The organism is Arsenicicoccus sp. UBA7492, from assembly GCF_002479615.1.
In the GTDB taxonomy this organism is placed as follows: domain Bacteria; phylum Actinomycetota; class Actinomycetes; order Actinomycetales; family Dermatophilaceae; genus Arsenicicoccus; species Arsenicicoccus bolidensis.
In genome coordinates this window covers 142,339-162,391 of record NZ_DLOE01000006.1, presented here as the reverse complement: position 1 = coordinate 162,391, position 20,053 = coordinate 142,339, and the positions used below count along the sequence as shown (strand labels likewise).

Genomic DNA, 20,053 nt, shown 5'->3' with positions numbered 1-20,053 from the left:
TCATCCGACCCTGCCGGTGGGGTGATCGACGATGGGTGTCTTCCCCGACTTCGACGGGCTCGGCGGCATCGGCGACCTCCGCGCCGTGGTCGGTGCGCTCCTGACGTTCGTCCTCATCGTCGCCGTCCTCATGCTGAGTCTGTCCGCGATCGTGTGGGCCATCGCGACGGCTCACGGCAACTACGCGGCCGCCAGCAAGGGCCGAACGGGCGTCCTTGTCGCACTCGGTGCCGCAGCGCTCGCCGGAGGTGGCGTGGCCTGGATGAACTGGCTACTCACAGTTGGATCGAGCTTGTAGCTGCAAGGTTGGCGTCATTGGTCCGAATCCTCCACGTCGGCGCTCTCTGTCTCGCACCGATCAAGCAACCGCGCGAAGTAGCTATAAGCCCCGAGGCGCTCCATTGCCTCTTGCTCAGACAGCTCGGTGCGCGTGTGCGTCGTCACGTTGCGGACCGTGAGGTTCAGACCAGTGGCCAGCGCGTTGAGGGCCTTTCCAAGCGGTTCGAGGCCACCGCGCATGCTCTTCACCGTCTTGTCGTCCGACGCTCCCGGCCAGGTGAGCTTCGGCTTGCCCGGTTCGGGTGCACCTGGTGAGAGCGTCTGCTGCCAGAAGACCGTGTCATCGACATCGTTCCGTCCGAGCCGCTCCTTCCAGTGGACCGTGAGGCCTTCGGCCGCCTCGCGCACTGCCACTCGGTACTGATGCGTCGTCCAATGTGCGGACGCACCAGCCCAGACCTCCGGGTGAAACTGCGCGGGCGCGAAGGTCGGAAGGTCAGAGTCCGTGCGCGACTCTGCATCGACGATCATTGCGTCCAGCCTGCCCTTGACATTGGCGGTCGTCGTACGAATGTCCCGAGGCGCGATCGGAGCCTTGGGAGCAGCCATGAACGACCAGTTGGAGATCGGGTCGATCGCTCCGATACCCGCAATCGCAATATAGGCACCGGTTACCGACACTGCGCTCGCTGCCAAGCCGGCTGCCTCCGCGACACCGAGTTCGAGACGTTGGACCTCGTCCTGATCCTGGCCTTCCTTAGTCCACACAGTCGGAAAGAGGCCGCGCGCCGACATGTGATCTGACTCGACCTGAGTGCTCATCCAGGCGTTGAACGCTCCCTCGAACTTCTCGACGGCGGCGCGCAATCGCTGGAGGTAGTCCACCCCGTACTGACTCACGTTCCTGGCACCTCTCGATCCGGCAAACCCGTGCGGACGAGCGACGCGCACAGACACCTCAAGGCTACGGGCGACCACCGACGAGCCAGGAGACGAGCGCGCACCTGTCGCGTGTACCCGTCTGAGATTTCGCAGGCGGGCCGCCCGTCGCCAAGGAGACCCACCGTGTTCGATCTGCTCACCACCGCCCTGTCCGCACCGCTGCTCGTGCCGATGGACATCAACATCGACCCCAACACCAACGGCCTGCCGGGGATCAACCAGCTGCGCACCATCGTCGGCGCGGTGATGACCATCGGCCTGATCCTCAGCGTCCTAGCGCTGATCGTGTCCGCGATCGTGTGGGGCTTCGGCGCGAACTCGTCGAATCCGCACCTCGCCTCGCGCGGGAAGATCGGCGTCCTCGTCTCCTGCGGCGCGGCGGTGATCTGCGGCGCGAGCGTGACGCTCATCAACTTCTTCTGGAACGTCGGCCAGTCCGTCTGACCCCGACTGTCGTCGTCGAGAGCTGGTGTTCGTGATGGGCGTGTGCGACGTTCCCGTGATCTCCTCAGTCTGCGATGCCGTCGGCGAAGGAGCCGCCTCTCTGGTCGCGGCCCCGTTCGACTGGCTCGCCCAGGCGATGGGTGCCGCCGCCGGGTGGCTGTTCGAGGCCGTCTGGTCGGTCTTCGACACCACAACCCTGGTGGATGTCACCAAGCCCGGCTATATCGCCGTCTACAACCTGCTGTTCGGCATCGCGGTCTTCGTGATGCTGATCTTCTTCTGCCTCCAACTCATCACCGGCCTGATCCGCCGCGACCCGACCGCGCTCACCCGTGCCGCCCTCGGCCTGGCGAAGTCCGTGCTCGGGTCGTTCGTGGTCATCACGCTCACTGCGCTGCTGCTGGAAGTCGTCGACCAGCTGTGCATTGGGATCGTGCAGGCCGCCGGAGAGACCACCGAGTCGATGGGCGACAAGATCGCCCTCCTCGCCGCAGGGCTGGTCGGGATCAACATCGCCGCTCCCGGCGTGGGAGCGATCATCACGATCTTCATGGCCGGCCTCGCGATCACCGCCGCTGCGATCGTCTGGCTGTCCCTCCTCGTCAGGAAAGCGCTCCTGCTGGTCGCGGTCGTGTTCGCCCCGCTCGCCTTCTCTGGTGCCTCGTGGGATGCCTCGCGGGGGTGGATCGGGAAGTGGGCGATGTTCGTCGTCGCGCTGATCTGCTCAAAGCTCGTGCTCGTCGTGATGTTCCTCGTCGCGATCACCCAGGTCTCTGCACCGATCGACGCCGACCTCGCCTCGGTCAGCGATCCCATCGCGGGGATCGTGCTCATGGCGATGGCCGCGTTCGCCCCGTACCTGACGTACAAGTTCATCGCGTTCGTCGGGTTCGACATGTACCACGCGATCGGCTCCGAGCAGGATGCCAAGAGCGCACTCAACCGCCCGATCCCTGTCCCGACCAAGCCGCAGGGCGGCGGCGACCCGAAGAAGGTGCTCGACGGAACCAGCAGCGGCGGCGGGAACACGGGCGGAAGCTCCGGTGGAGGAAGCAGCGCCCCGCCACCGCCGAAGACCCCGGCACCGGCACTCGCCGCGAGCGGCGGAGGGGCGGCAGCAAGCGGAGGCAGTGCAGCCGCAGCTGGACCCGTGGCCGCCGGGATCGTGATCGGCGCGAGTGTCGCCAAGGGCGCCGCGACCGCCGGGCCGAAGGCCGGAACCGCGCTGGGAGCCCAGGGCGAGCACGCCGCCGACGCAGCCGCGCAGACACCGCCACCGCCCGCCGCTTCACCTGCGGCACCGCTGTCGAGTCCGGCACCACGACCGCCGAGCACCGACCCTTCACCGCCGCCGAAGCAGCCCCCGCCTCCCGCGCCACGCCCACCGAAGGAGTAGACGATGAGCAGCACGAACCACGACCGTCCCACCGCGGGCGAACTCGTGCCGGTGAAGTTCTCCCGCCTCACCCGCCGTGGCGTCCTCCTCGGCCTGTCGCTGACCCAGCTCATCACGCTCGCCATCGGCGGAGCCACACTCATCGGCGCGTTCTACGCCGGCGGCGGGATGCTGCTCGCCTATACCGCCCCCATCTGGGTACTCGCCGCCGCGCTGACCTGGATACCCATCGCGGGCCGGCCCATCGTGGAGTGGCTGCCCATCGCCTGCTGGTGGCTGTGGCGCACCACCGGCGGGCAACTGCTGTACCGGCGCAGGATCGTCGTCCCGCGCCCCGTCGGAACCCTCGCGCTGCCCGGCGACATGGCGCGACTACGCGCCTACACCGACCCCGAGACCGAAGCTGGGATGATCCACGACCCCCACGCAGCCACGTTGACCGTCGTGTGCGAGGTCACCCATCCCGCGTTCGTGCTCCTCGATCCCGGCGAGCAGGAACGCCGGGTCAGCTCCTGGGGCCGCGTTCTGGCCACGGTCTGCCGCTCGGGGCGGATCGCGACGCTGCAAGTCCTCGAACGCACCCTCCCTGACTCCGGCACCGGACTGGCCGAATGGTGGGCCACCCACGGCACCCCGGACGGCTCGTGGGCCGCCGACACATACGCCGAACTCATCGACCGCGCCGGACCCGCCGGCGAACGCCACGTCACCACACTCTCGCTGTCACTGGACATGAAGACCAGCGCTCGGCAGACCAGAACCGCCGGAGGAGGGATACGCGGTGCCGCCGCCGTCCTGCGGCAAGAGATGAACACCCTCGTCGCCGCGCTCCGCTCCGCCGACCTCTCGCCGTCGGGATGGCTGACACCGGGCCAGATCGCGGTGATGCTGCGCTCGGCCTACGATCCGGCCATCGCCGCCACCCTGGAGCGCCACGGCAGGCTCGGCCAGTCACTCGCGACTGCGGGGCCGGTCGCCGTCACCGAGACCTGGGGCAGGCTACGCACCGACTCCGCCCATCACGCGGTGCTCTGGGTCAGCGAGTGGCCCCGCTCGCTGGTCTATCCGGGGTTCCTGTCACCGGTGCTGCTGTCCACCGGCATCCAGCGGTCGTTCTCGCTGATCTGCACCCCGATGCGCTCCGACCAGGCCGCACGTGACATCCGCAAGAAGAAGGTCGAGCACATCTCCGACCACGCCCAGCGCGCGAAGATCGGCCAGATCGAAGACGCCTCACAGACCGCCGAGTACCACGACGTGCTCCAGCAAGAAGCCGACCTAACCGCCGGACACGGCATCCTCCGCTACACGGGCCTCATCGCTGTCTCCGCACCCACCATCGAGGAACTCGACGCCGCCGTCGCCGCCATCGAGCAAGCCGCGATCCAAGCCTCGTGCGAGACCCGGCTGCTCGTCGGCCAGCAAGCAGCCGCGTTCACCGCCGCCGCGCTCCCGCTGTGCCGGAGGGTGTGACTTCAGTCATTCAGGCGTCTCCGCCAGATGATCCCTTCGAGTCGCCGTTCTTGAGGACCGCCCCGACGACGAGGGTCCCGATGCCCAGGACACCCACAGCAACCTTCGGCCCAGCCTCTGCTGCGGCGTTTCGCAACTGCTGCGGATCGCGCACTGCGTCTCTCCAACGAGTGCTGGTCAGCGCTTCCCGGTCGGACTCGATCGCGAATGGCATATGGAAGTCATCAATGGAGTCGCTGACGGTGTTGATCGAGTTGATTACCTTGCGTGCGGCGCGGGCATGCAGCACGACATTTTCGCGCGCGACACCACCAGCCTGATCGAGGCGAGTCATGAGGTGCCCTGTCTTCAGGACGATCTTGCTGCGCCGCTGCTGGAGTGCAGCATCGAGACCGATCCGATGTCCATCCAGCGAAGCCGGCGCCGTGTCGAAGACATGATCCAACTCCAGCACCGCATACTCGTTCTGCAACTGGAAGCATCGTGCAAGCACAGCGAGCCAGACGCCGACCTCTGCTTCAATATCCTGGGTCGCCCTTGCGAGTGCGCCCACGCCTGACTGGTCGTTGGCCTTGTCGGCGAGTGCTTCCAAGGCACGTAGTGCGTCTGCTTGGATCTCGGCGATTGTGCCCACCTCGGTCTTGACTTTGTCCCAAGCGGTTTCGCGATCCCCTCCGTGTTCGCGTATCGCCATCGCTTCTTCGATGACGAAGCTGACTCGATCCATCTTGGCGAGGACTTCGTCTCTTTGCCTACGGCGTACGTCGTCGAGCTTCCCGTCGATGGCGACGAGGAGCTGTTTCAGCTCCTGTGCCTCTTGCTGCCGAGCAAGCTGAGCCATCACTCCGGCAGCACCGGAGAGGATCGCGGGGTTCATGAGAAGAGATGCCGGACCATCCTCGATCTGAATCCACTTGCTGATGGAGCCGGGGTCGCCCAGCATCGCGTGACTGATGCCTTTGGTCTTTGTAGGCATCAGGCCGAACTCCTTGACCTGCTCGGCCGACTCCTTGGTGAGTCTCACGTACCGGCCAGCGTTCTCCGCGATGTTGGACGCCGCTTCCGCGATCTTCGACCCCGTGTCGAGCGCTGATCCGAGCCTGTCGAGAGGAAGCTCACGGGAGAAGGGCAGCAGCCCCACTGAATTAAGGAAGCGCTCGACGGCCGACGGGTTGCCGATGACAGCCAGCCCCTCGCTGCCATGGATCAACTCGATCTCATCAGCCACCTGCCGCTCCTCCTCTGTCTGCTTCCTGCCTCAAGAGTATTCGTGACCGCCGACAGCCGGGTGGGAGTCCTGCGCACCTCCAAGACACACGACGCGCCAGGAGGTCCATGATGCCCACGTTCTTCGATTCGACTGCCGATGCCGCTGAGGCATCCGAGGCGTTGCGCGGGTTGGCGCACGCGAGCCGGGGGTTCGATCAGCCCGCCGAGATGTACGGGGTGATCGGTGATCTGTCTTCGGGGATGCGCTCGCTGCGGCAGGCGCTCGACCAGATCGCTGATGTTCACGAGCGCAAGGCCGCGCACGCCTTCAACGATGACGGGAGCCACGAGGCAGGAGTGCGGGACGCGCTCGCTGCCGCGGAGGAACTGCGTCAGGCCGCGAACCTCGTCGACCGGGCGTACGACCGGCTCGCGGAAGGGTTCATCGCCGCCGGGCGGATCGCCTGGCACCCCGAGCCGACTGTCGAAGAGGCCGCGCCGTCGCGCTGGGTCAGCGTGGTCTTCCTCCAAGGCGAGGAGGCCGACCGGCCGTTGCGCATTCTCGGTGAGCTGGGCCATGTCGATGCGGTGGACTTCCTCGCGCAGTGGGACTACGGCGACGAGACCACGCAGGCCGCGCTGGAGAACGGGTACGTCTACGACGAACCCGGCGAGGGCACCAACGACCATGTGGCGCTCTCGGGCGACTACGCGCTGGTCGTCAACCCGCACGTCGGTTACGTGTCGCTGCTGCGCCGCTACACCGAACCGGAGGCAGAGCCCCAGGATGCCGAACAGGTCGCGTCCGCTCCGATGCAGGCTGGGCCGGAGCTGCTGGTCTCGTGCTCGTCGCCGGGCGCCCCAGAGCGGACCGATCTACCGACGGCGAAGCGGGACGGGTCGTGGTTCGAGCCGGCCAAGATCACGGCAGTCAAGCAGTCGCGGGGGCTGGTGCTGTGACCGAGGATCGAGCACGGCTGCACACCGCCGTTCTGGTGGCGCCGTCGAAGGAGCGGCGGAAGCTCCGCAAGCAGCGCCGCAAAGCCGAGGCCCGGCTCCACGCTGAGCAGCGAAGGACCGCGCTCGCCGCTGCGAAGGCGAAGGCTGAGGAGGAGCGTGCCGAGCGGCGCGCCACGATCTACCTACCGAAGGCCGGCGAGCCTGGCGCTGCGCAGTTGCGCACGCCGGGTCGGTTCCATCTGACGCGGCATCAGGACACGTCGGCGACGCTGGCGGGCGCGTACCCGTTTGTCGCCGAGGGCGGTCTCGGTGCCGATGGCGTGTTCGTCGGCCAAGACCTCTACTCGGGCGGCAGTTTCGTCTACGACCCGTGGGTGCTTTACGCGCGCGGCATCATCACCGCGCCCAACGTGGTGCTGGCCGGGATCGTCGGCTCCGGCAAGTCGTCGCTGGCCAAGTCGCTCTATACGCGGTCGTTGCCGTTCGGGCGGCGCGTGTACGTGCCTGGCGACCCGAAGGGCGAACACACTGCCGTCGCCAACGCGGTCGGCGGACGCGCCATCGTCCTTGGCCACGGCCTCAACACTCGCCTGAACCCACTCGATGAAGGTCACCGGCCCAGCGGCCTGTCGGATGAGCAGTGGGCCTCCACGGTTGCGGCGCGGCGGCGTGACCTGATCGGCGCACTGGCCGAGACGGTGCTCGCGCGCGGGTTGTCGCCGTTGGAGCACACCGCGATCGACATCGCCCTGACCCAGACGGTGCGGGAGAACGACGTGCCGATCCTGCCGATGGTCGTCGATCACAGTCTCGCCCCGAGCTCGGATGCCGACGGCCGGTTGGCCGAGGACGGCAGGCTCGTCGGTCACGCGCTGCGCCGTCTCGTCGCGGGCGACTTGGCCGGATTGTTCGATGGGCCTTCGACGGTCGCGTTTGATCCGTCGTTGCCGATGATCTCGCTCGATCTCTCGCGGGTCACCGAGAACTCGACCCTGATTTCGGTGTTGATGACGTGCTCGTCGGCGTGGATGGAGTCCGCGTTGCTCGATCCGAACGGTGGGCAGCGGTGGGTGATCTACGACGAGGCGTGGCGGCTCATGTCCCACCCGGCGCTGTTGCGGCGGATGGATGCGCACTGGCGACTCGCGCGGCATTACGGGATCGCGAACATGCTGATCTTCCACAAGCTCACCGATCTCGACAACGTGGGCGACCAGGGCTCCGCTATGCGTTCGCTGGCCAACTCGCTGCTGGCGAATGCAGAGACGAGGATCGTGTACCGGCAGGAGTCCGACCAGCTCGGGCCGACCGCGAAGGCTCTCGGGCTGACCGGGACCGAGCAGCAGCTCTTGCCGAACCTCGGCGTCGGACAAGGCCTGTGGCGGATCAAGGCCAGGAGCTTCGTCTGCCAACACCAACTCCACCCTGACGAACTCGCCCTATTCGACACCAGCAGCCGTGCAGCCGGGAGAAGCCCGCGAGTCTATGACATGTGAGCCGCTGGCTGCCGGTCGGCGACCCAGCTGCGCAGCATGTCTAGAGCGTCCGCGGACGGGGTGCCGGGCTCTGGCAGATAGGTCGTGATCGAAAGGCCTGGCGTGGATTGGATCGCGAGCACGTCATAGCCGATGGTCAACTCGCCGACGACAGGATGGTTCAGGCGTTTCGTGCCGCTGGTGTGCGTGCGGACGGTGTGCGCACCCCACCAGGTGCGGAACTGGTCGCTGTGCGTCGAGAGTTCCCCAACAAGGCTCATCAGGGCGCGGTCGGCGGGGTCGTGCCCGGCAAGCAGGCGCAAGGCCGAGACGGATTCGCGGGCGCTTTTCTCCCAGTCGGGGTAGAACTCCTGCGACCGCGGATCGAGGAACAGATACCTTGTGTGGTTCAACGGCGGAGCGTTCTCCGGGAACAGGTGCGGGAACAGGGCCCGACCCAGCGCGTTCGATGCGGCCGGGTCGCCGAGCCGGGTAAGGGAGATCGCGGGTACATCTCGCATCGCGTCCAGCATCCGCGCGATTCGCTCCGATACCCGTGGTGCAGGCTTGACGCGCCCTGGCCTGCGGGGGCCGGTCGCGGTGCGGGCGAGATCGAGCAGGTGCGTTGTCTCCACGTCGTCCAGGTGGAGGGCCCGGGCGAGGGCGTAGAGGACGGACTCGGAGACCCCGGCGAGGTTCCCACGCTCCATGCGCGTGTAGTACGCGGTGGAGACCCCAGCGAGTTGAGCGACCTCCTCGCGGCGCAGGCCCGGAACCCGGCGTTCTCCGCCGAAAATCGTCAGCCCGGCCTGCTCTGGGGTCAGGCGGGCACGCAACGCGGTGAGGAACTGCTGCACCTCCCGCTTATTGTCCATACCCTCAAGGTTACGACCGCACGCTGTGGGGCTGGGAGTCATGGCCGGTATCTCCCAGCCCCTGGTGGCGTGGGTGATAACAGCAGTGTCTCCCGCACCCGGCCGCCTGGTGCCTAGCGTGGACGTATGGCTACTCCCACGATCACTTTGAATAATCGCGTCATGTTGCCCGCGCTCGGGTTCGGGGTCTTTCAGACCCCGCCCGATGAGACCGCGACCGCGGTGACGGAGGCGCTGCGCGTCGGCTACCGGCACATCGACACGGCCGCCGCCTATGGCAACGAGAACGGTGTCGGCGATGCGCTTCGCGCGTCGGGCCTTGCCCGTGATGAGGTGTTCGTGGAGACGAAGCTGTGGATCAGCGACTACGGCTACGACGCAGCCTTGCACGGGTTCGAGAAGTCCGCCGCGAAGCTCGGCGTCGACCAGATCGACCTGCTCCTGCTTCACCAACCCCTGACCGAGAGCTTCGACCGCACCCTTGACGCCTACCGCGCGTTGGAGCAGCTCTACGCCGACGGCAAGGTGCGTGCGATCGGGGTCTCCAACTTCATGCCCGACAAGCTCACCCGCCTCCTGACGGAGACGGACGTGGTGCCTGCGGTGAACCAGATCGAGGTGCACCCCTACTTCCAACAGCACGAGCTGCAAGCCCTGCACGCCGAACACGGCATCCTCACCCAGGCATGGTCGCCGATCGGAGGTATCACGATCTACGGCGGCGGGCAGCAGAGCACCCTGGATAACGAAACCATCGGCGAGATCGCGCGGGTTCACGGGAAGTCCCCGGCACAGGTGATGCTGCGCTGGCATGCGCAGGAGAGCCGTTCGGCGATCCCGAAGTCGGTCAAGCCTCACCGGATCGCAGAGAACTTCGACATCTTCGACTTCGAGCTAAGCGCGGAAGAACTGGCGGCGATTGACGCCCTGGACACCGGGGTGCGCAGCGGCCCCGACCCGGACTCGATCACGATGGAGAACTACGGGATGCCCATCCCCGAAGCCTGATCCTTCGTCGGCGTTGGACTTGACGTTTGCAGGGTCGGGGTAGGCAGGCCAGAGACTGAGGCTCGGCCCCTGTTGTTTCGGCAGCGGTCTCGGAAAGCCAGCGCCGTCGGAGGTCCTGCGGCCTCTTAGGGCGCACCCCGTAGGGCGCGTGCACACCTGCCAGACATGAGCCTGCACCCAGACCATGACTCCAGCGACCTCACCCCACTCCGGGCTATCGGCCGATGAACCTCACCGGCCCGCGCCGATCCACCCCTACCGACGACGAGGCGACTGCTCCCGTCGAGCTGCCGCACGTCCTCGTCACCGTCGCCGAAGACGGCACACTCACCGCGATGGTAGATGGAGCACCGTTCCCGTCGCCGGACGGGACCGCGTGGACGCGGGCGACGTTCGGGCCGCTCATGGATGCGATCACCAAGGATCGCACCATCGCGGTCCGTGTCGAGGTGCGCGAGAGCGACGGTAGCGTCTTCACCGACATCCTCCGCACCCGCAAGCCTCGACGCGCAGTGGCACCGTCCGAGAACTCGGTGCCGGAAACTCGTCGGAGTCGTCACGCCCGACGGGTGCCGCGCTTGTCTGAGGTCACGGCTCACGGGTTCGTGCCTGGCGAGGATGTCGCCGTCGCGACGATCGTCTCCCATACCGACGCCACCGGAACCGGGGAGGCACGTGCGCTCATCGACCTCGACGACCTGCCCGCCGGAACATCGCACGAGGTGATCCTGTTCGGGCGTATCTCGGGCACGCTCGCGGTGCGGCGGCTGATATGAACCAGCGGCAGGCCGGGGGCATGGGCGACGAACTCACCAACGCCGCCCTCGTTGGCCTGGTCGGCATGTTCGGGATCGCTCTCGTCCTCCGTGCCGCTGGCAGCGTCGCCGCGTTCCTCACCGGCACACCGCAGCCCGACGTCGGCGCAGCGGCGGGGCTCGCCGTGCTGTTCAACCCCGGTGACCCTGCGACCGCGCTCGGTGCCGACGGGCTCAACCCAGTCGCTTACTGGCTCGTCAGCGCGGCACTGCTCGGCGGACTCGCTGCCGGGATCGTCTGGGTGTGGATCGTGCTGCGCCGCCACACGCGGAAGACAGAGACCGACCCGCACCGACTGGCGGGGATCGCGACCAGCCACGAGGTCAAGACCGCCGCATCCGCAAAGGCACTGCTTCACCGCGCGGCCACGCTGCGGCCCTCCTTGGACTCGCCAGCACCGCAGGATGTCGGCTACCTGCTGGGGGCGAGTCGTGGAACGAAGGTCTGGGCATCGGTCGAGGACTCGATCCTGCTGATCGGACCGCCCCGCTCCGGCAAGGGCCTGCACGTCGTCATCAACGCGATCCTCGACGCACCGGGTGCTGTGGTCACGACCAGCACGAGGCCCGACAACCTCACTGCGACCCTCCGGGCCCGACGCCGCAAGGGTGGGCCGGTCGCGGTGTTCGATCCCCAACACCTCGCCGAAGGCATCCCCGCCGGGCTGCGCTGGTCACCCATTCGCGGCTGCGATGATCCGCTGACCGCGATGATCCGCGCCAACGGCCTCGCCGCCGCCACGGGACTGTCCGCCGGAGGGGTCGAGTCCGGCGGGTTCTGGGAGGGCAAGACCCGCACCGCACTTCAGAGCCTGCTGCACGCTGCCGCGCTGGACGGCCGCCCGCCCGCCGAGCTGTTCCGGTGGACTCTTGATCCCAGCGCGGCATCGGAGGCCGTCGCGATCCTCAACTCCCACCCGAACGCGGCGATGGGCTGGGACGACTCCCTGGCCGCGATGATCGACGCTGACCCCAAGACCCGCGACAGCATCTGGCAAGGCGTCTCCCTCGCCCTCGCCGCACTCGCCGACCCCCGCGTGCTCGATGCCGTAACCCCCGGCCCGCACGAACACTTCGACCCCGAGACCTTCCTCACCGAGCAAGGCACCCTCTACCTGCTCGCCACCGGTGCCGGAGCAGGAGCCTCCGCGTCGCTGGTCGCAGCGTTCGTCGAAGACCTCATCGAAACCGCCCGACGGCTCGCCGCGCGCTCACCCGGAGCCCGGCTCGACCCGCCGCTGTTGCTCGCACTCGACGAGATCGGCAACCTGGCACCTCTGCCGTCACTGCCGACGCTCATGGCCGAAGGCGGCGGCACCGGGATCACGACGATGCCGGTCTTGCAGTCCCTCGCCCAAGCCCGTGACCGGTGGAGTGAGCACCAGGCCGGCGCGATCTGGGACGCCAGCATCGTCAAGATCATCCTCGGCGGCGCATCCAACAGCCGCGACCTCCAAGACCTCTCCACTCTCATCGGAGAGCGCGACGAGTACACCGACAGCGTGACCCTCGGCGACCACGGCACCCGCTCCAACCAGCGCTCGATCCGCCGCGTCCCGATCCTGCCGCCAGACCGCATCCGCACCCTGCCGTTCGGCACCGGCATCACGATGCTGCGCTCCGCGCCACCCATCGTCACCGACCTGCGCGCCTGGCCGACCCGGCCCGACGCCGCGCAGCTCCGCAGCGATCGCGACGAACTCGAAGCGCTGCTGCGCCACCGCCCCGCCTCCTGACGACTGGCGCTTGGGCGCCAAAGCGCACCTGCCTGACAGAGCGACCCACACGCAGTTGGTCGCCCGAGTCAGGAGGAGGCCATCATGGCCATTCACACGCAGGAATCGCTGTCAGGCTTCATCGCGTCGGAGCCGTTGCTCACCGAGACGGCCAAGGGAGACGCCAGGTTCTTCGCCCGTATCGGCAAGGAGCATTTCCGCCGCGAGGACGACGGCTCTTTCACGCAGACCGAGACGACCTACCACCACTTGGTGATGTTCGGGCGTTCCGCTGAGCATGCGCACGCGAACTTCGCGCAGGGCGACAACTTCGTCGCCGAGGGCTACACGCGGCCGGTCAGCTACGAGCGCAACGGTCAGGCGATCGAGGGCGAGGAGTTCGTTGCCAAGAAGATCGGCCATGACGCCGCGCGAACCCGCTACGAGGTGGACCGCACGCCGCGCAATGGAGTCGGCCGGGACGCAGCGGCGTACGAGCCGACGCAGCGAGCAGCGACCGCGGCGCACGCCCCGGTCTCCATGTGAGTTCGGGAGCGACAGCACCATGAACGATCAGCATGAGATGGATGAGCCGGACGTCTTCGACGGGCCGCCCCGTGTCACCAACGCGGACATGCCCGAGCCGCCTCACCCCGTGAACTGGAACCTGCTGACGGCGCACGAGCTGGAGCAGGAATGGCTCGCGCTGAACCGGTGGGTTGATTGGCTGCGTCGCACCTACGGCCTCACCGTCGCGGTGGTGCCGCCGTTCTGGCATCACCACCCGGAGATGGTTTGGGAGCTGTCGGCGCTGCACCTGCATTGGCTCGGTGCCTACGACCCCGAGCAGAACGCCTCCGCGCCGCTCGGCTGGCACCGCGACTTCGCCGACGCACGAGAGCGCCTTCGCTACTGGGTCACCGCCTGCGGTACTCGTGGAGACCGAGACCGCCCGACCCGGCAAGCTGCTTGGCCTGGTGAGGACCCGGCGCCGACGATCCAGGACTTCACCTTCACCGACCGCGACACCGAATTCGCCGAGTTCGTCATCGCGCAAGTCCGCAAGCGCCAGGAGGCCGAAGACGAGTTCTACGCCAGCCTGGACGACGACGAAGCGCCGTAGACCGATGAGCCGCTACGCCAAGAAGACCGATCGACGCCCGTATGAGGAGCGGTCGTTCTCCGTACGTGCCATCCACCGCGAACGCGCCGACCTGCACAAGCTCGCCGAGGTTCTCATCCGGCTGACGTTGCAGGAGACCGGCGAGAGCCGCGCGGCCCGCGCGGCCGATCGGGTCCCCGACACCTACCGGGCGCCGACGAATGTCCTGGCCGCCCCAGAAGCCGCCCGGTAGAATCAACCGTGCAAGCCTCGCGATGCGGGGTGTTGTGGCCTAAACCTCGCCGCTCGGCGGGCAACACGCACCGAGACCATCGGGTCTCGCCCTACAGCCTTCATCGGCTGCTCTCACGATCAACACCCCTCCCACGAACAGTTGGGAGCGCGAGGGTCGAACCGCGTGAGAGTGAGCCCCCGATGACCACCATTGCCGATGATCCGGCTGTCAGCCTCATCGACCCGCCCAAGACAATGGCTGCCGCCGTGTCGTACCTGCGGGTCTCGACCCGCGAGCAGGCCGAGAAGGGCGGGACCGACGAGGGCTTCTCGATCCCGGCCCAGCGCGAAGCGACCCGGCGCAAGGCCCAACAGCTCGGTGCCGGCATCGTTGAGGAGTTCGTCGACGCGGGAGCCTCAGCCAAGTCGTCCGACCGGCCCGAGCTGATGCGGATGATCCAGTACGTCAAGGCCAACAAGGTCGCGTACTGCATCGTTCACAAGGTCGACCGGCTCGCCAGGAACCGCGCCGACGACGTGAGCATCCACCTCGCACTCCAACAGTGCGGGGTCATGCTTGTGTCCGCGTCGGAGAACATCGACGAGACCCCTTCCGGGATGCTGCTGCACGGCATCATGTCCACCATCGCCGAGTTCTACTCTCGGAACCTCGCCACCGAGGTCGCCAAGGGCATGACCCAGAAGGCCATCGGTGGCGGCACGAACGGGCGCGCGCCCATCGGCTATCTGAACGTCCGCAAGCGCGACGAGCTCGGGCGTGAAGTCCGCACCATCGAGCTCGATCCTGAGCGGGCGCCGATCATCGAGTGGGCGTTCAAGGCGTACGCCTCAGGTAACTGGAGCGTGAGCCAGCTCCACGACGAACTCACCTCGCGGGGGCTGCGCAGCCTGCCGACGCCGAAGCGGCCGGCGAAGCCGTTGGCGGTGTCTACCATCCATCGGCTCCTGACCAACCCGTACTACAAGGGCGATGTCATCTACCGAGGCACCCGCTACAAGGGCAACCACCCGGCGCTCGTGCCTGCCGAGGTCTGGTACCAGGTCCAGTCCGTGCTCACCGCGCACCAGTGCGCCGTCGAGGCGACCCAAGTCCACGGCCACTACCTCAAAGGCACCGTCCACTGCGGCCAGTGCGGGTCCCGGCTCATCGTCTCGAACGCGAAGAACCGGCACGGCAACGTCTACCGCTACTTCGTGTGCTCGGGTCGGCACTCCAAGCGCACCGACTGCACGCGCCAGGCGATGCTCATCGAAGACGTCGAGAAGCTCGTCGAGGACTACTACACCCGCGTCCAGATCACGCCCGCCCAGCAAGACGCCCTCGCAGGGATGCTCCACCACGAGTTCGACCGACTCATGGCCGCCGAAACCGAAGAACTGGAACGACTCACCACCAACCGCGACCGGCTCGAAGGCGAGCAGGACCGTCTCATGCAGGCGCACTACGCCGACGCGATCCCGCTCTCAGTGCTCAAGCGCGAACAGGATCGGATCGTCGCCGAACTCGACCAAGTGACCCGCCGCATCGACGCCCACCACGGCGACTACGCCGACGCCCGCGCCCACCTCGGCGACGCCCTCGGCCTGCTCGCCAACTGCGCCGATATCTACACCCGCTGCGACGACACCAACCGGCGGCTGTGCAACCAGGCGTTCTTCACCAAGGTCTTCATCGACGAGGACAACGAGCTGCGCGTCGAGCACAACCGGCCCTTCGAGATGCTCCTCGATCCGCAGGTCAACGCCAACGCCCTGACCTGGGCCGCAGACGCCGACAACGCCCGAACCTCAACCAACGTTTCCGTTGGCAAGGGTTCGAGCCTTGTGCGTGGGGTGGACGTGAAGGGACTCGAACCCCTGACCTCTCGCGTGTGAAGCGAACGCTCTAACCAACTGAGCTACACGTCCAGGCGCCCGCCGTGGCGGGCAACTCCGGCATCTTATCCGGTGTCGGGGCCCAGCACGAAATCGGGTCTCAGGGCAGCAGATCGGCCAGCGGGCGCTCGACCGGGTCGGGCAGCCAGGAGGGTACGCCGGTGATCGCCATGGTCGTCAGGACGACCAGCCCGACGAACGCGGCGGTGGCGAGACCGACGGCCGCGCGCACCCACACGGCCTGGCGCATGAGCCAGTCGTTCCACCGCCGCAGGTGCCCCATCCCCCACTCGTGCAGGCGCTGGGCCCATTCGAACTCCGTGGCCCACACCAGGACGCCGAGGAAGACGATCAGCCACCCCGGGCCCGGGAACGGCACCAGGATCAGACCGACCACCACGATGACCAGACCGACGGCTCCGACAACGAGCCGATAGATGGCGTGGCTGCGCGGATCCGCCCTCAGTCGACGCCTCCACGCCCAGTCACGCTCCGTCATACCTGCGCCCCTTTTGCACGTCGATGCACGTCATTGACCCGATTGGTCCGGTCACAACCTGTGTTTTTCGCAAAGCTGGGGTTGTGCCGCCATCCGTGGGTAGTATCGCTGACAAGGTTGGTACCGAGGGTGTCCCTGCGCGTGCCGGCCGGTCCGCAGGTCTAGAAGACGGCCTGTCTTACCCCGACAACGATCGAGGTCTCTCTTTGAGCACGTCTTCTCACCACATCGTCTTCGGCCTCCCCCACGTGCGGCCCGTCGGCGACGGGGAGTCCGAGCGACTCCTAGCCACGGTTCCCGACCTCCCGCCCGAGGAGCGGCAGGCCGTCTACAACAAGGTCATCTCCGACAACCTGTCGCTGGCCAAGCGGCTCGCGAGCCGCTACCGCAACCGCGGGGAGCCCAGCGACGACCTCGAGCAGGTCGCCAACCTCGGCCTGGTCATGGCCGTCCTGCGCTACGACCCTTCGCACGGGGTCAGCCTGATCGACTTCGCGACGCCCACCATCATCGGTGAGCTGCGCAAGCACTTCCGTGACAAGTGCTGGTCGGTGCGTCCTCCGCGCCGCCTGCAGGAGCTGCGTCCGCGCGTCCGCGAGACCCAACAGGAGCTCGAGCAGAAGCTCGGCCGCGCCCCCACCTCGACCGAGGTGGCCGACGCCCTGGGCCTGACCGCGCAGGAGCTCGCCGACGTCGAGCGCGCCGCCACCGGCTACCAGCCGCTGTCGCTCGAGCACCCGACCGGCGAGGGCTCGTCCACGACCCTGGGTCACCTGATCCCGGACGACGACGACGACCTCAACAACCTGATGGACGAGATGACCGTCCACACCCTCCTGGACTGCCTGACCCCGCGTCAGCGCAAGATCATCGAGCTGCGCTACTTCTCCGAGATGACGCAGCAGGAGATCGCCGACGAGATCGGTGTCAGCCAGGTGCAGGTCTCGCGGCTGCTGTCCCAGATCCTGCGGCGCCTGCGCCACATCCTGGACATCCAGCGGATGCCGGTGCGCCCGGTCGCCTGAGCCGCAGCCCCTCTCCCGTATGTCGAAGGCCCGGTGCTCTCACGTGGTGAGGGCACCGGGCCTTCGTGACGCCAGGACGTCCCGCCAGGGTTGAGCCCCGGCGGCCACGATCAGGACCTCTGGCCCCAGACGCACGAACCCCTCGGCCGCATCGCTGCTGGCCAGAGGGGGTCTGATGTGGTGGGCGATACTGGGTTTGAACCAGTGACCTCTTCCGTGTCAAGGAAGCGCGCTACCGCTGCGCCAATCGCCCTAGGGCGAGGGGCGCGATCTCTCGCGCCCCTCGTCGGAGCGGACAACCGGGCTCGAACCGGCGACCTCAACCTTGGCAAGGTTGCGCTCTACCAACTGAGCTATGTCCGCCTGCACCACGCCGTGGTGCGCGTAGAAACGATAGCCGATGGGTGACGTGCAGCCCAAATCGAGGTTACGGGACGTCGGGCAGTCGAACGGTCAGGTCGGAGCCGGCGCTGAGGGTGATCGTGGCCTTGCCGGACAGACCCACCGCCGTGCCGGGCGCTGGGGTCTGCGCGGCCACGACATCCTTGGGGCGCAACGGATCTGGACCCGCAGCCGTCGGGGCCAGCGTGACGTCGAAGCCCGAGTCCTGCAGCACGCGCACGGCCTGGTCGCGGCCGAGCCCCCGGACGTCGGGCATCACGGCGTGGGTGCCGGCCAGCTCGGCCGGCCCGACGGGCGCGAAGCCCTGGACGGGGAGCCCCTCGTGCATGGACCGCATGGCGTCCTGCCAGATCGGTCCGGCCGCCGTGGAGCCGAAGACGGAGCCGATCCGGCGGCCGTAGAGCCGCACGCTGTTGATGGGGTACTTCTGGCCTCCACGGGGATCCCCGACCCACACCGCGGTCGCGAACTGGGGCGTGTAGCCGGCGAACCAGACGGACGCGTTGCCGTCCATGGTCCCGGTCTTGCCGGCGACCGGGCGCCCGATCGAGAGGCGCTTGCCGGTGCGGTAGGGATCGGGCCCGTCGACCGTCTCGACGAGGCCGGCGGTGACGGCGTCGGCGATGCCGGGCCGGATCTCCTGGTGGCACTGCGGGTCGGGGGCCTTGCGCGGCTTGCCGTCCGCGCCGGTGATCGACACGATCCCGACCGGCTTGCACACCCTGCCGTGGGCCGCGAAGGACGCGTAGACGGAGGCCACCTGGATCGGTGACGCGTCGTGCGTCCCCAGGGTCGTGGACCCCTCGTCCGCCCCGATCTTGTCGGCGGGCAAGGTCATCCCGAGCCGGTTGGCCATCTGGACCACCTTGGGCACGCCGACCTGCCCCTCCAGCATGACGAACCACGTGTTGGACGAGCGGGCGAGCGCCTGACCGGCCGTGAGCCGGCCCGCGTCGGCCGCCATCGAGTTGCGGTATCCCCCAGGCGGATAGCTCAGCTTGTCCGGGCGGTAGCGCGCGGGCGCGTCCTGGACGCCGTTGACGGGGAAGCCGCCCTCGAGCGCCGCGGCATACGTGATGGGTTTGAAGGTCGAGCCCGGCTGAAAGGCCGTCAGCGCCGGATAGATCTGGTTGGTCCGGCCCTGCCCCAGACCGAACGAGCGGTTCTGGGCGAACGCCACGACGTGCCCGGTGCCCGGCTGGACGACCGCGACGCCGGCGGCGAACTGGTTGTCACGCCCGAGCGCCTCGTCGGCGGATCGCTGCGCCTGGTCCGCGAGCCTCGGCTGCAGGGCGGTCCGGATCGTCAGCCCGGAGTTCATGAACCGGCGGCGCTGCGCGGGGGTGGCGCCGAACGTCGTGTCCCGCTCGAGCGAGTCCCTCACCCACTGGCAGTAGAACGGGTAGCGGCTGGCCGTGCAGCCGTTGGCGGCCTCGGACGGTTTGAGCCCCAACGGTGCTCGCTGCGCCTGGGCCGCCTCCTGCGCCGTGATGACCCCCGTGTCGCGCATGCGCGCCAGCACGACGTTGCGGCGCTTCAGCGCCTGCTCGGGGTGCACCATCGGGTTGTAGCCGTAGGGGTTCTGGACCAGACCCGCGAGCAGCGCGGCCTGGGTGAGGGTCAGTCGGGACGCCGGGACGGAGAAGAAGTGCTGCGCGGCGGTGCCGATGCCGTAGGCCCCGTCGCCGTAGTAGGCGATGTTGAGGTAGCCCTGCAGGATGTCGTCCTTGCTCATAGACCGGTTGAGCGCGGCCGCGAGCTTGGCCTCCTGCGCCTTGCGCGTGATCGTCGTCTCGGTGGCCCGGGCGCGGTCCTGCGCCGTCTCGGCGTTGTTGAGCAGGACGTTCTTGACGTACTGCTGCGTCAGGGTCGACCCGCCCTGCCTCCCCCCGTCGCCGGCGTTGTTGACCAGAGCTCGCAGGGTGCCGCGCAGGTCGACCCCACCGTGCTCGTAGAAGCGGTCGTCCTCCACCGCGACGACGGCCCGGCGCGCGATGGGCGCGATCTGCGCCAGCGGCAGCTCGACGCGGTTCTCGGAGTAGAACGTGGCGATGGTGCTGCCGTCCGCCGCGAGGATCGTGGACCGCTGCGGGACCGGCTCGATCGGCAGGGTGCTCGGCAGGGCGTCCCAGTAGTCCGCGACGCTGTTGGCCGCCGCCCCCGTCATCATCACGGCGGGCGCGACGGTGGCAGCGGTGGCGAGGCCGGAGGCCGTCGCGAGACCCACCAGCCAGGCCGTGAGGGTCCGTCGCCGCGGGGCGGGCTGCCGGCCGCCAGGCCGGTCGTCATACGGGATGGTCATCG

19 protein-coding genes, 3 tRNA genes and 1 pseudogene are annotated in these 20,053 nt (G+C 67.9%); 14 read left to right on the top strand and 9 right to left on the bottom strand.

Annotation, left to right across the window (positions count from 1 at the left end; genetic code table 11):
• Positions 1–31 precede the first annotated feature (31 nt).
• Positions 32–298 (top strand): DUF6112 family protein, encoded by a 267-nt coding sequence (locus tag B4E97_RS01680; RefSeq protein WP_286958457.1) that lies wholly within the window; start codon positions 32–34, stop codon positions 296–298.
• Positions 299–312: 14 nt separating this feature from the next.
• On the opposite strand, the gene B4E97_RS01675 is transcribed toward B4E97_RS01680, so the two are convergent.
• Complete coding sequence (locus B4E97_RS01675) at positions 313–1,179, bottom strand: TIGR02391 family protein (protein WP_286958456.1); 867 nt, start codon at positions 1,177–1,179, stop codon at positions 313–315.
• 165 nt (positions 1,180–1,344) lie between these two features.
• Between B4E97_RS01675 and B4E97_RS01670 the strand changes: the two genes are divergently transcribed.
• Genes B4E97_RS01670 through B4E97_RS01660 form a run of 3 tightly spaced genes read left to right on the top strand, consistent with a single transcriptional unit; the run spans position 1,345 to position 4,534 of the window.
• Positions 1,345–1,665: a DUF6112 family protein gene (locus B4E97_RS01670; RefSeq protein WP_286958455.1), complete on the top strand. Its 321-nt coding sequence runs from the start codon at positions 1,345–1,347 to the stop codon at positions 1,663–1,665.
• A 34-nt stretch (positions 1,666–1,699) separates the two neighbouring features.
• Complete coding sequence (locus tag B4E97_RS01665; protein WP_286958462.1) at positions 1,700–3,061, top strand: conjugal transfer protein TrbL; 1,362 nt, start codon at positions 1,700–1,702, stop codon at positions 3,059–3,061.
• A gap of 3 nt (positions 3,062–3,064) precedes the next feature.
• Positions 3,065–4,534, top strand: coding sequence for a PrgI family protein (locus tag B4E97_RS01660; RefSeq protein ID WP_286958454.1), 1,470 nt, complete (start codon positions 3,065–3,067; stop codon positions 4,532–4,534).
• 10 nt (positions 4,535–4,544) lie between these two features.
• Here the strand turns inward: B4E97_RS01660 and B4E97_RS01655 are convergent, their stop codons facing one another.
• Complete coding sequence (locus tag B4E97_RS01655) at positions 4,545–5,762, bottom strand: hypothetical protein (RefSeq protein ID WP_286958453.1); 1,218 nt, start codon at positions 5,760–5,762, stop codon at positions 4,545–4,547.
• A 110-nt stretch (positions 5,763–5,872) separates the two neighbouring features.
• On the opposite strand from B4E97_RS01655, the gene B4E97_RS01650 reads away from it, so the two are divergent.
• Positions 5,873–6,703, top strand: a complete 831-nt coding sequence (locus B4E97_RS01650; RefSeq protein WP_286958452.1) for a hypothetical protein — start codon at positions 5,873–5,875, stop codon at positions 6,701–6,703.
• Positions 6,700–8,199 (top strand): ATP-binding protein, encoded by a 1,500-nt coding sequence (locus B4E97_RS01645; protein ID WP_286958451.1) that lies wholly within the window; start codon positions 6,700–6,702, stop codon positions 8,197–8,199. Before B4E97_RS01650 ends, B4E97_RS01645 begins: the two co-directional genes overlap by 4 nt.
• Here B4E97_RS01645 and B4E97_RS01640 read toward each other — a convergent pair.
• Positions 8,187–9,035: a helix-turn-helix domain-containing protein gene (locus B4E97_RS01640; RefSeq protein WP_286958450.1), complete on the bottom strand. Its 849-nt coding sequence runs from the start codon at positions 9,033–9,035 to the stop codon at positions 8,187–8,189. The two genes, B4E97_RS01645 and B4E97_RS01640, sit on opposite strands and share 13 nt — an antisense overlap.
• Before the next feature lie 144 nt (positions 9,036–9,179).
• Here B4E97_RS01640 and B4E97_RS01635 point away from each other — a divergent pair, with 144 nt between their 5' ends.
• The 7 genes and pseudogenes from B4E97_RS01635 to B4E97_RS01605 all read left to right on the top strand — a co-directional run.
• Positions 9,180–10,061: an aldo/keto reductase gene (locus B4E97_RS01635; RefSeq protein WP_044636307.1), complete on the top strand. Its 882-nt coding sequence runs from the start codon at positions 9,180–9,182 to the stop codon at positions 10,059–10,061.
• Positions 10,062–10,285: 224 nt separating this feature from the next.
• A complete protein-coding gene (locus tag B4E97_RS01630) occupies positions 10,286–10,837 on the top strand; it encodes a hypothetical protein (protein WP_044636308.1) in 552 nt (183 codons plus the stop codon).
• Positions 10,834–12,612, top strand: coding sequence for a type IV secretory system conjugative DNA transfer family protein (locus B4E97_RS01625; RefSeq protein ID WP_286958449.1), 1,779 nt, complete (start codon positions 10,834–10,836; stop codon positions 12,610–12,612). The genes B4E97_RS01630 and B4E97_RS01625 overlap by 4 nt, the downstream gene beginning before the upstream one ends.
• An 84-nt stretch (positions 12,613–12,696) precedes the next feature.
• Complete coding sequence (locus tag B4E97_RS01620; RefSeq protein ID WP_044636310.1) at positions 12,697–13,137, top strand: single-stranded DNA-binding protein; 441 nt, start codon at positions 12,697–12,699, stop codon at positions 13,135–13,137.
• Positions 13,138–13,174: 37 nt separating this feature from the next.
• Positions 13,175–13,714 (top strand): hypothetical protein, encoded by a 540-nt coding sequence (locus B4E97_RS01615; RefSeq protein ID WP_106299085.1) that lies wholly within the window; start codon positions 13,175–13,177, stop codon positions 13,712–13,714.
• A 4-nt stretch (positions 13,715–13,718) separates the two neighbouring features.
• Positions 13,719–13,946 carry a hypothetical protein gene (locus B4E97_RS01610; protein WP_044636312.1) on the top strand — a complete coding sequence of 76 codons (228 nt, stop codon included), beginning with the start codon at positions 13,719–13,721 and terminating at the stop codon, positions 13,944–13,946.
• 182 nt (positions 13,947–14,128) lie between these two features.
• Positions 14,129–15,169, top strand: a pseudogene (locus B4E97_RS01605) (recombinase family protein); the annotation flags it as partial.
• 243 nt (positions 15,170–15,412) lie between these two features.
• Here B4E97_RS01605 and B4E97_RS01600 read toward each other — a convergent pair.
• From B4E97_RS01600 to B4E97_RS01590, 3 genes are all read right to left on the bottom strand, one after another.
• Positions 15,413–15,652: a hypothetical protein gene (locus tag B4E97_RS01600; RefSeq protein ID WP_232004094.1), complete on the bottom strand. Its 240-nt coding sequence runs from the start codon at positions 15,650–15,652 to the stop codon at positions 15,413–15,415.
• Between the two features lie 130 nt (positions 15,653–15,782).
• Positions 15,783–15,856, bottom strand: a tRNA-Val gene (locus tag B4E97_RS01595).
• Positions 15,857–15,923: 67 nt separating this feature from the next.
• Positions 15,924–16,322, bottom strand: a complete 399-nt coding sequence (locus B4E97_RS01590) for a TIGR02611 family protein (protein ID WP_019286011.1) — start codon at positions 16,320–16,322, stop codon at positions 15,924–15,926.
• Positions 16,323–16,528: 206 nt separating this feature from the next.
• Between B4E97_RS01590 and B4E97_RS01585 the strand changes: the two genes are divergently transcribed.
• Entirely contained in the window at positions 16,529–17,347 is an 819-nt protein-coding gene (locus B4E97_RS01585) for a SigB/SigF/SigG family RNA polymerase sigma factor (RefSeq protein ID WP_286958447.1), read from the top strand.
• Positions 17,348–17,525: 178 nt separating this feature from the next.
• Here the strand turns inward: B4E97_RS01585 and B4E97_RS01580 are convergent.
• The 3 genes from B4E97_RS01580 to B4E97_RS01570 form a co-directional block, all read right to left on the bottom strand.
• Positions 17,526–17,600: transfer RNA gene (locus B4E97_RS01580), tRNA-Val, on the bottom strand.
• A gap of 37 nt (positions 17,601–17,637) precedes the next feature.
• Positions 17,638–17,710, bottom strand: a tRNA-Gly gene (locus B4E97_RS01575).
• Positions 17,711–17,774: 64 nt separating this feature from the next.
• Positions 17,775–20,051 carry a transglycosylase domain-containing protein gene (locus B4E97_RS01570; protein ID WP_286958445.1) on the bottom strand — a complete coding sequence of 759 codons (2,277 nt, stop codon included), beginning with the start codon at positions 20,049–20,051 and terminating at the stop codon, positions 17,775–17,777.
• Between the last annotated feature and the right edge of the window lie 2 nt (positions 20,052–20,053).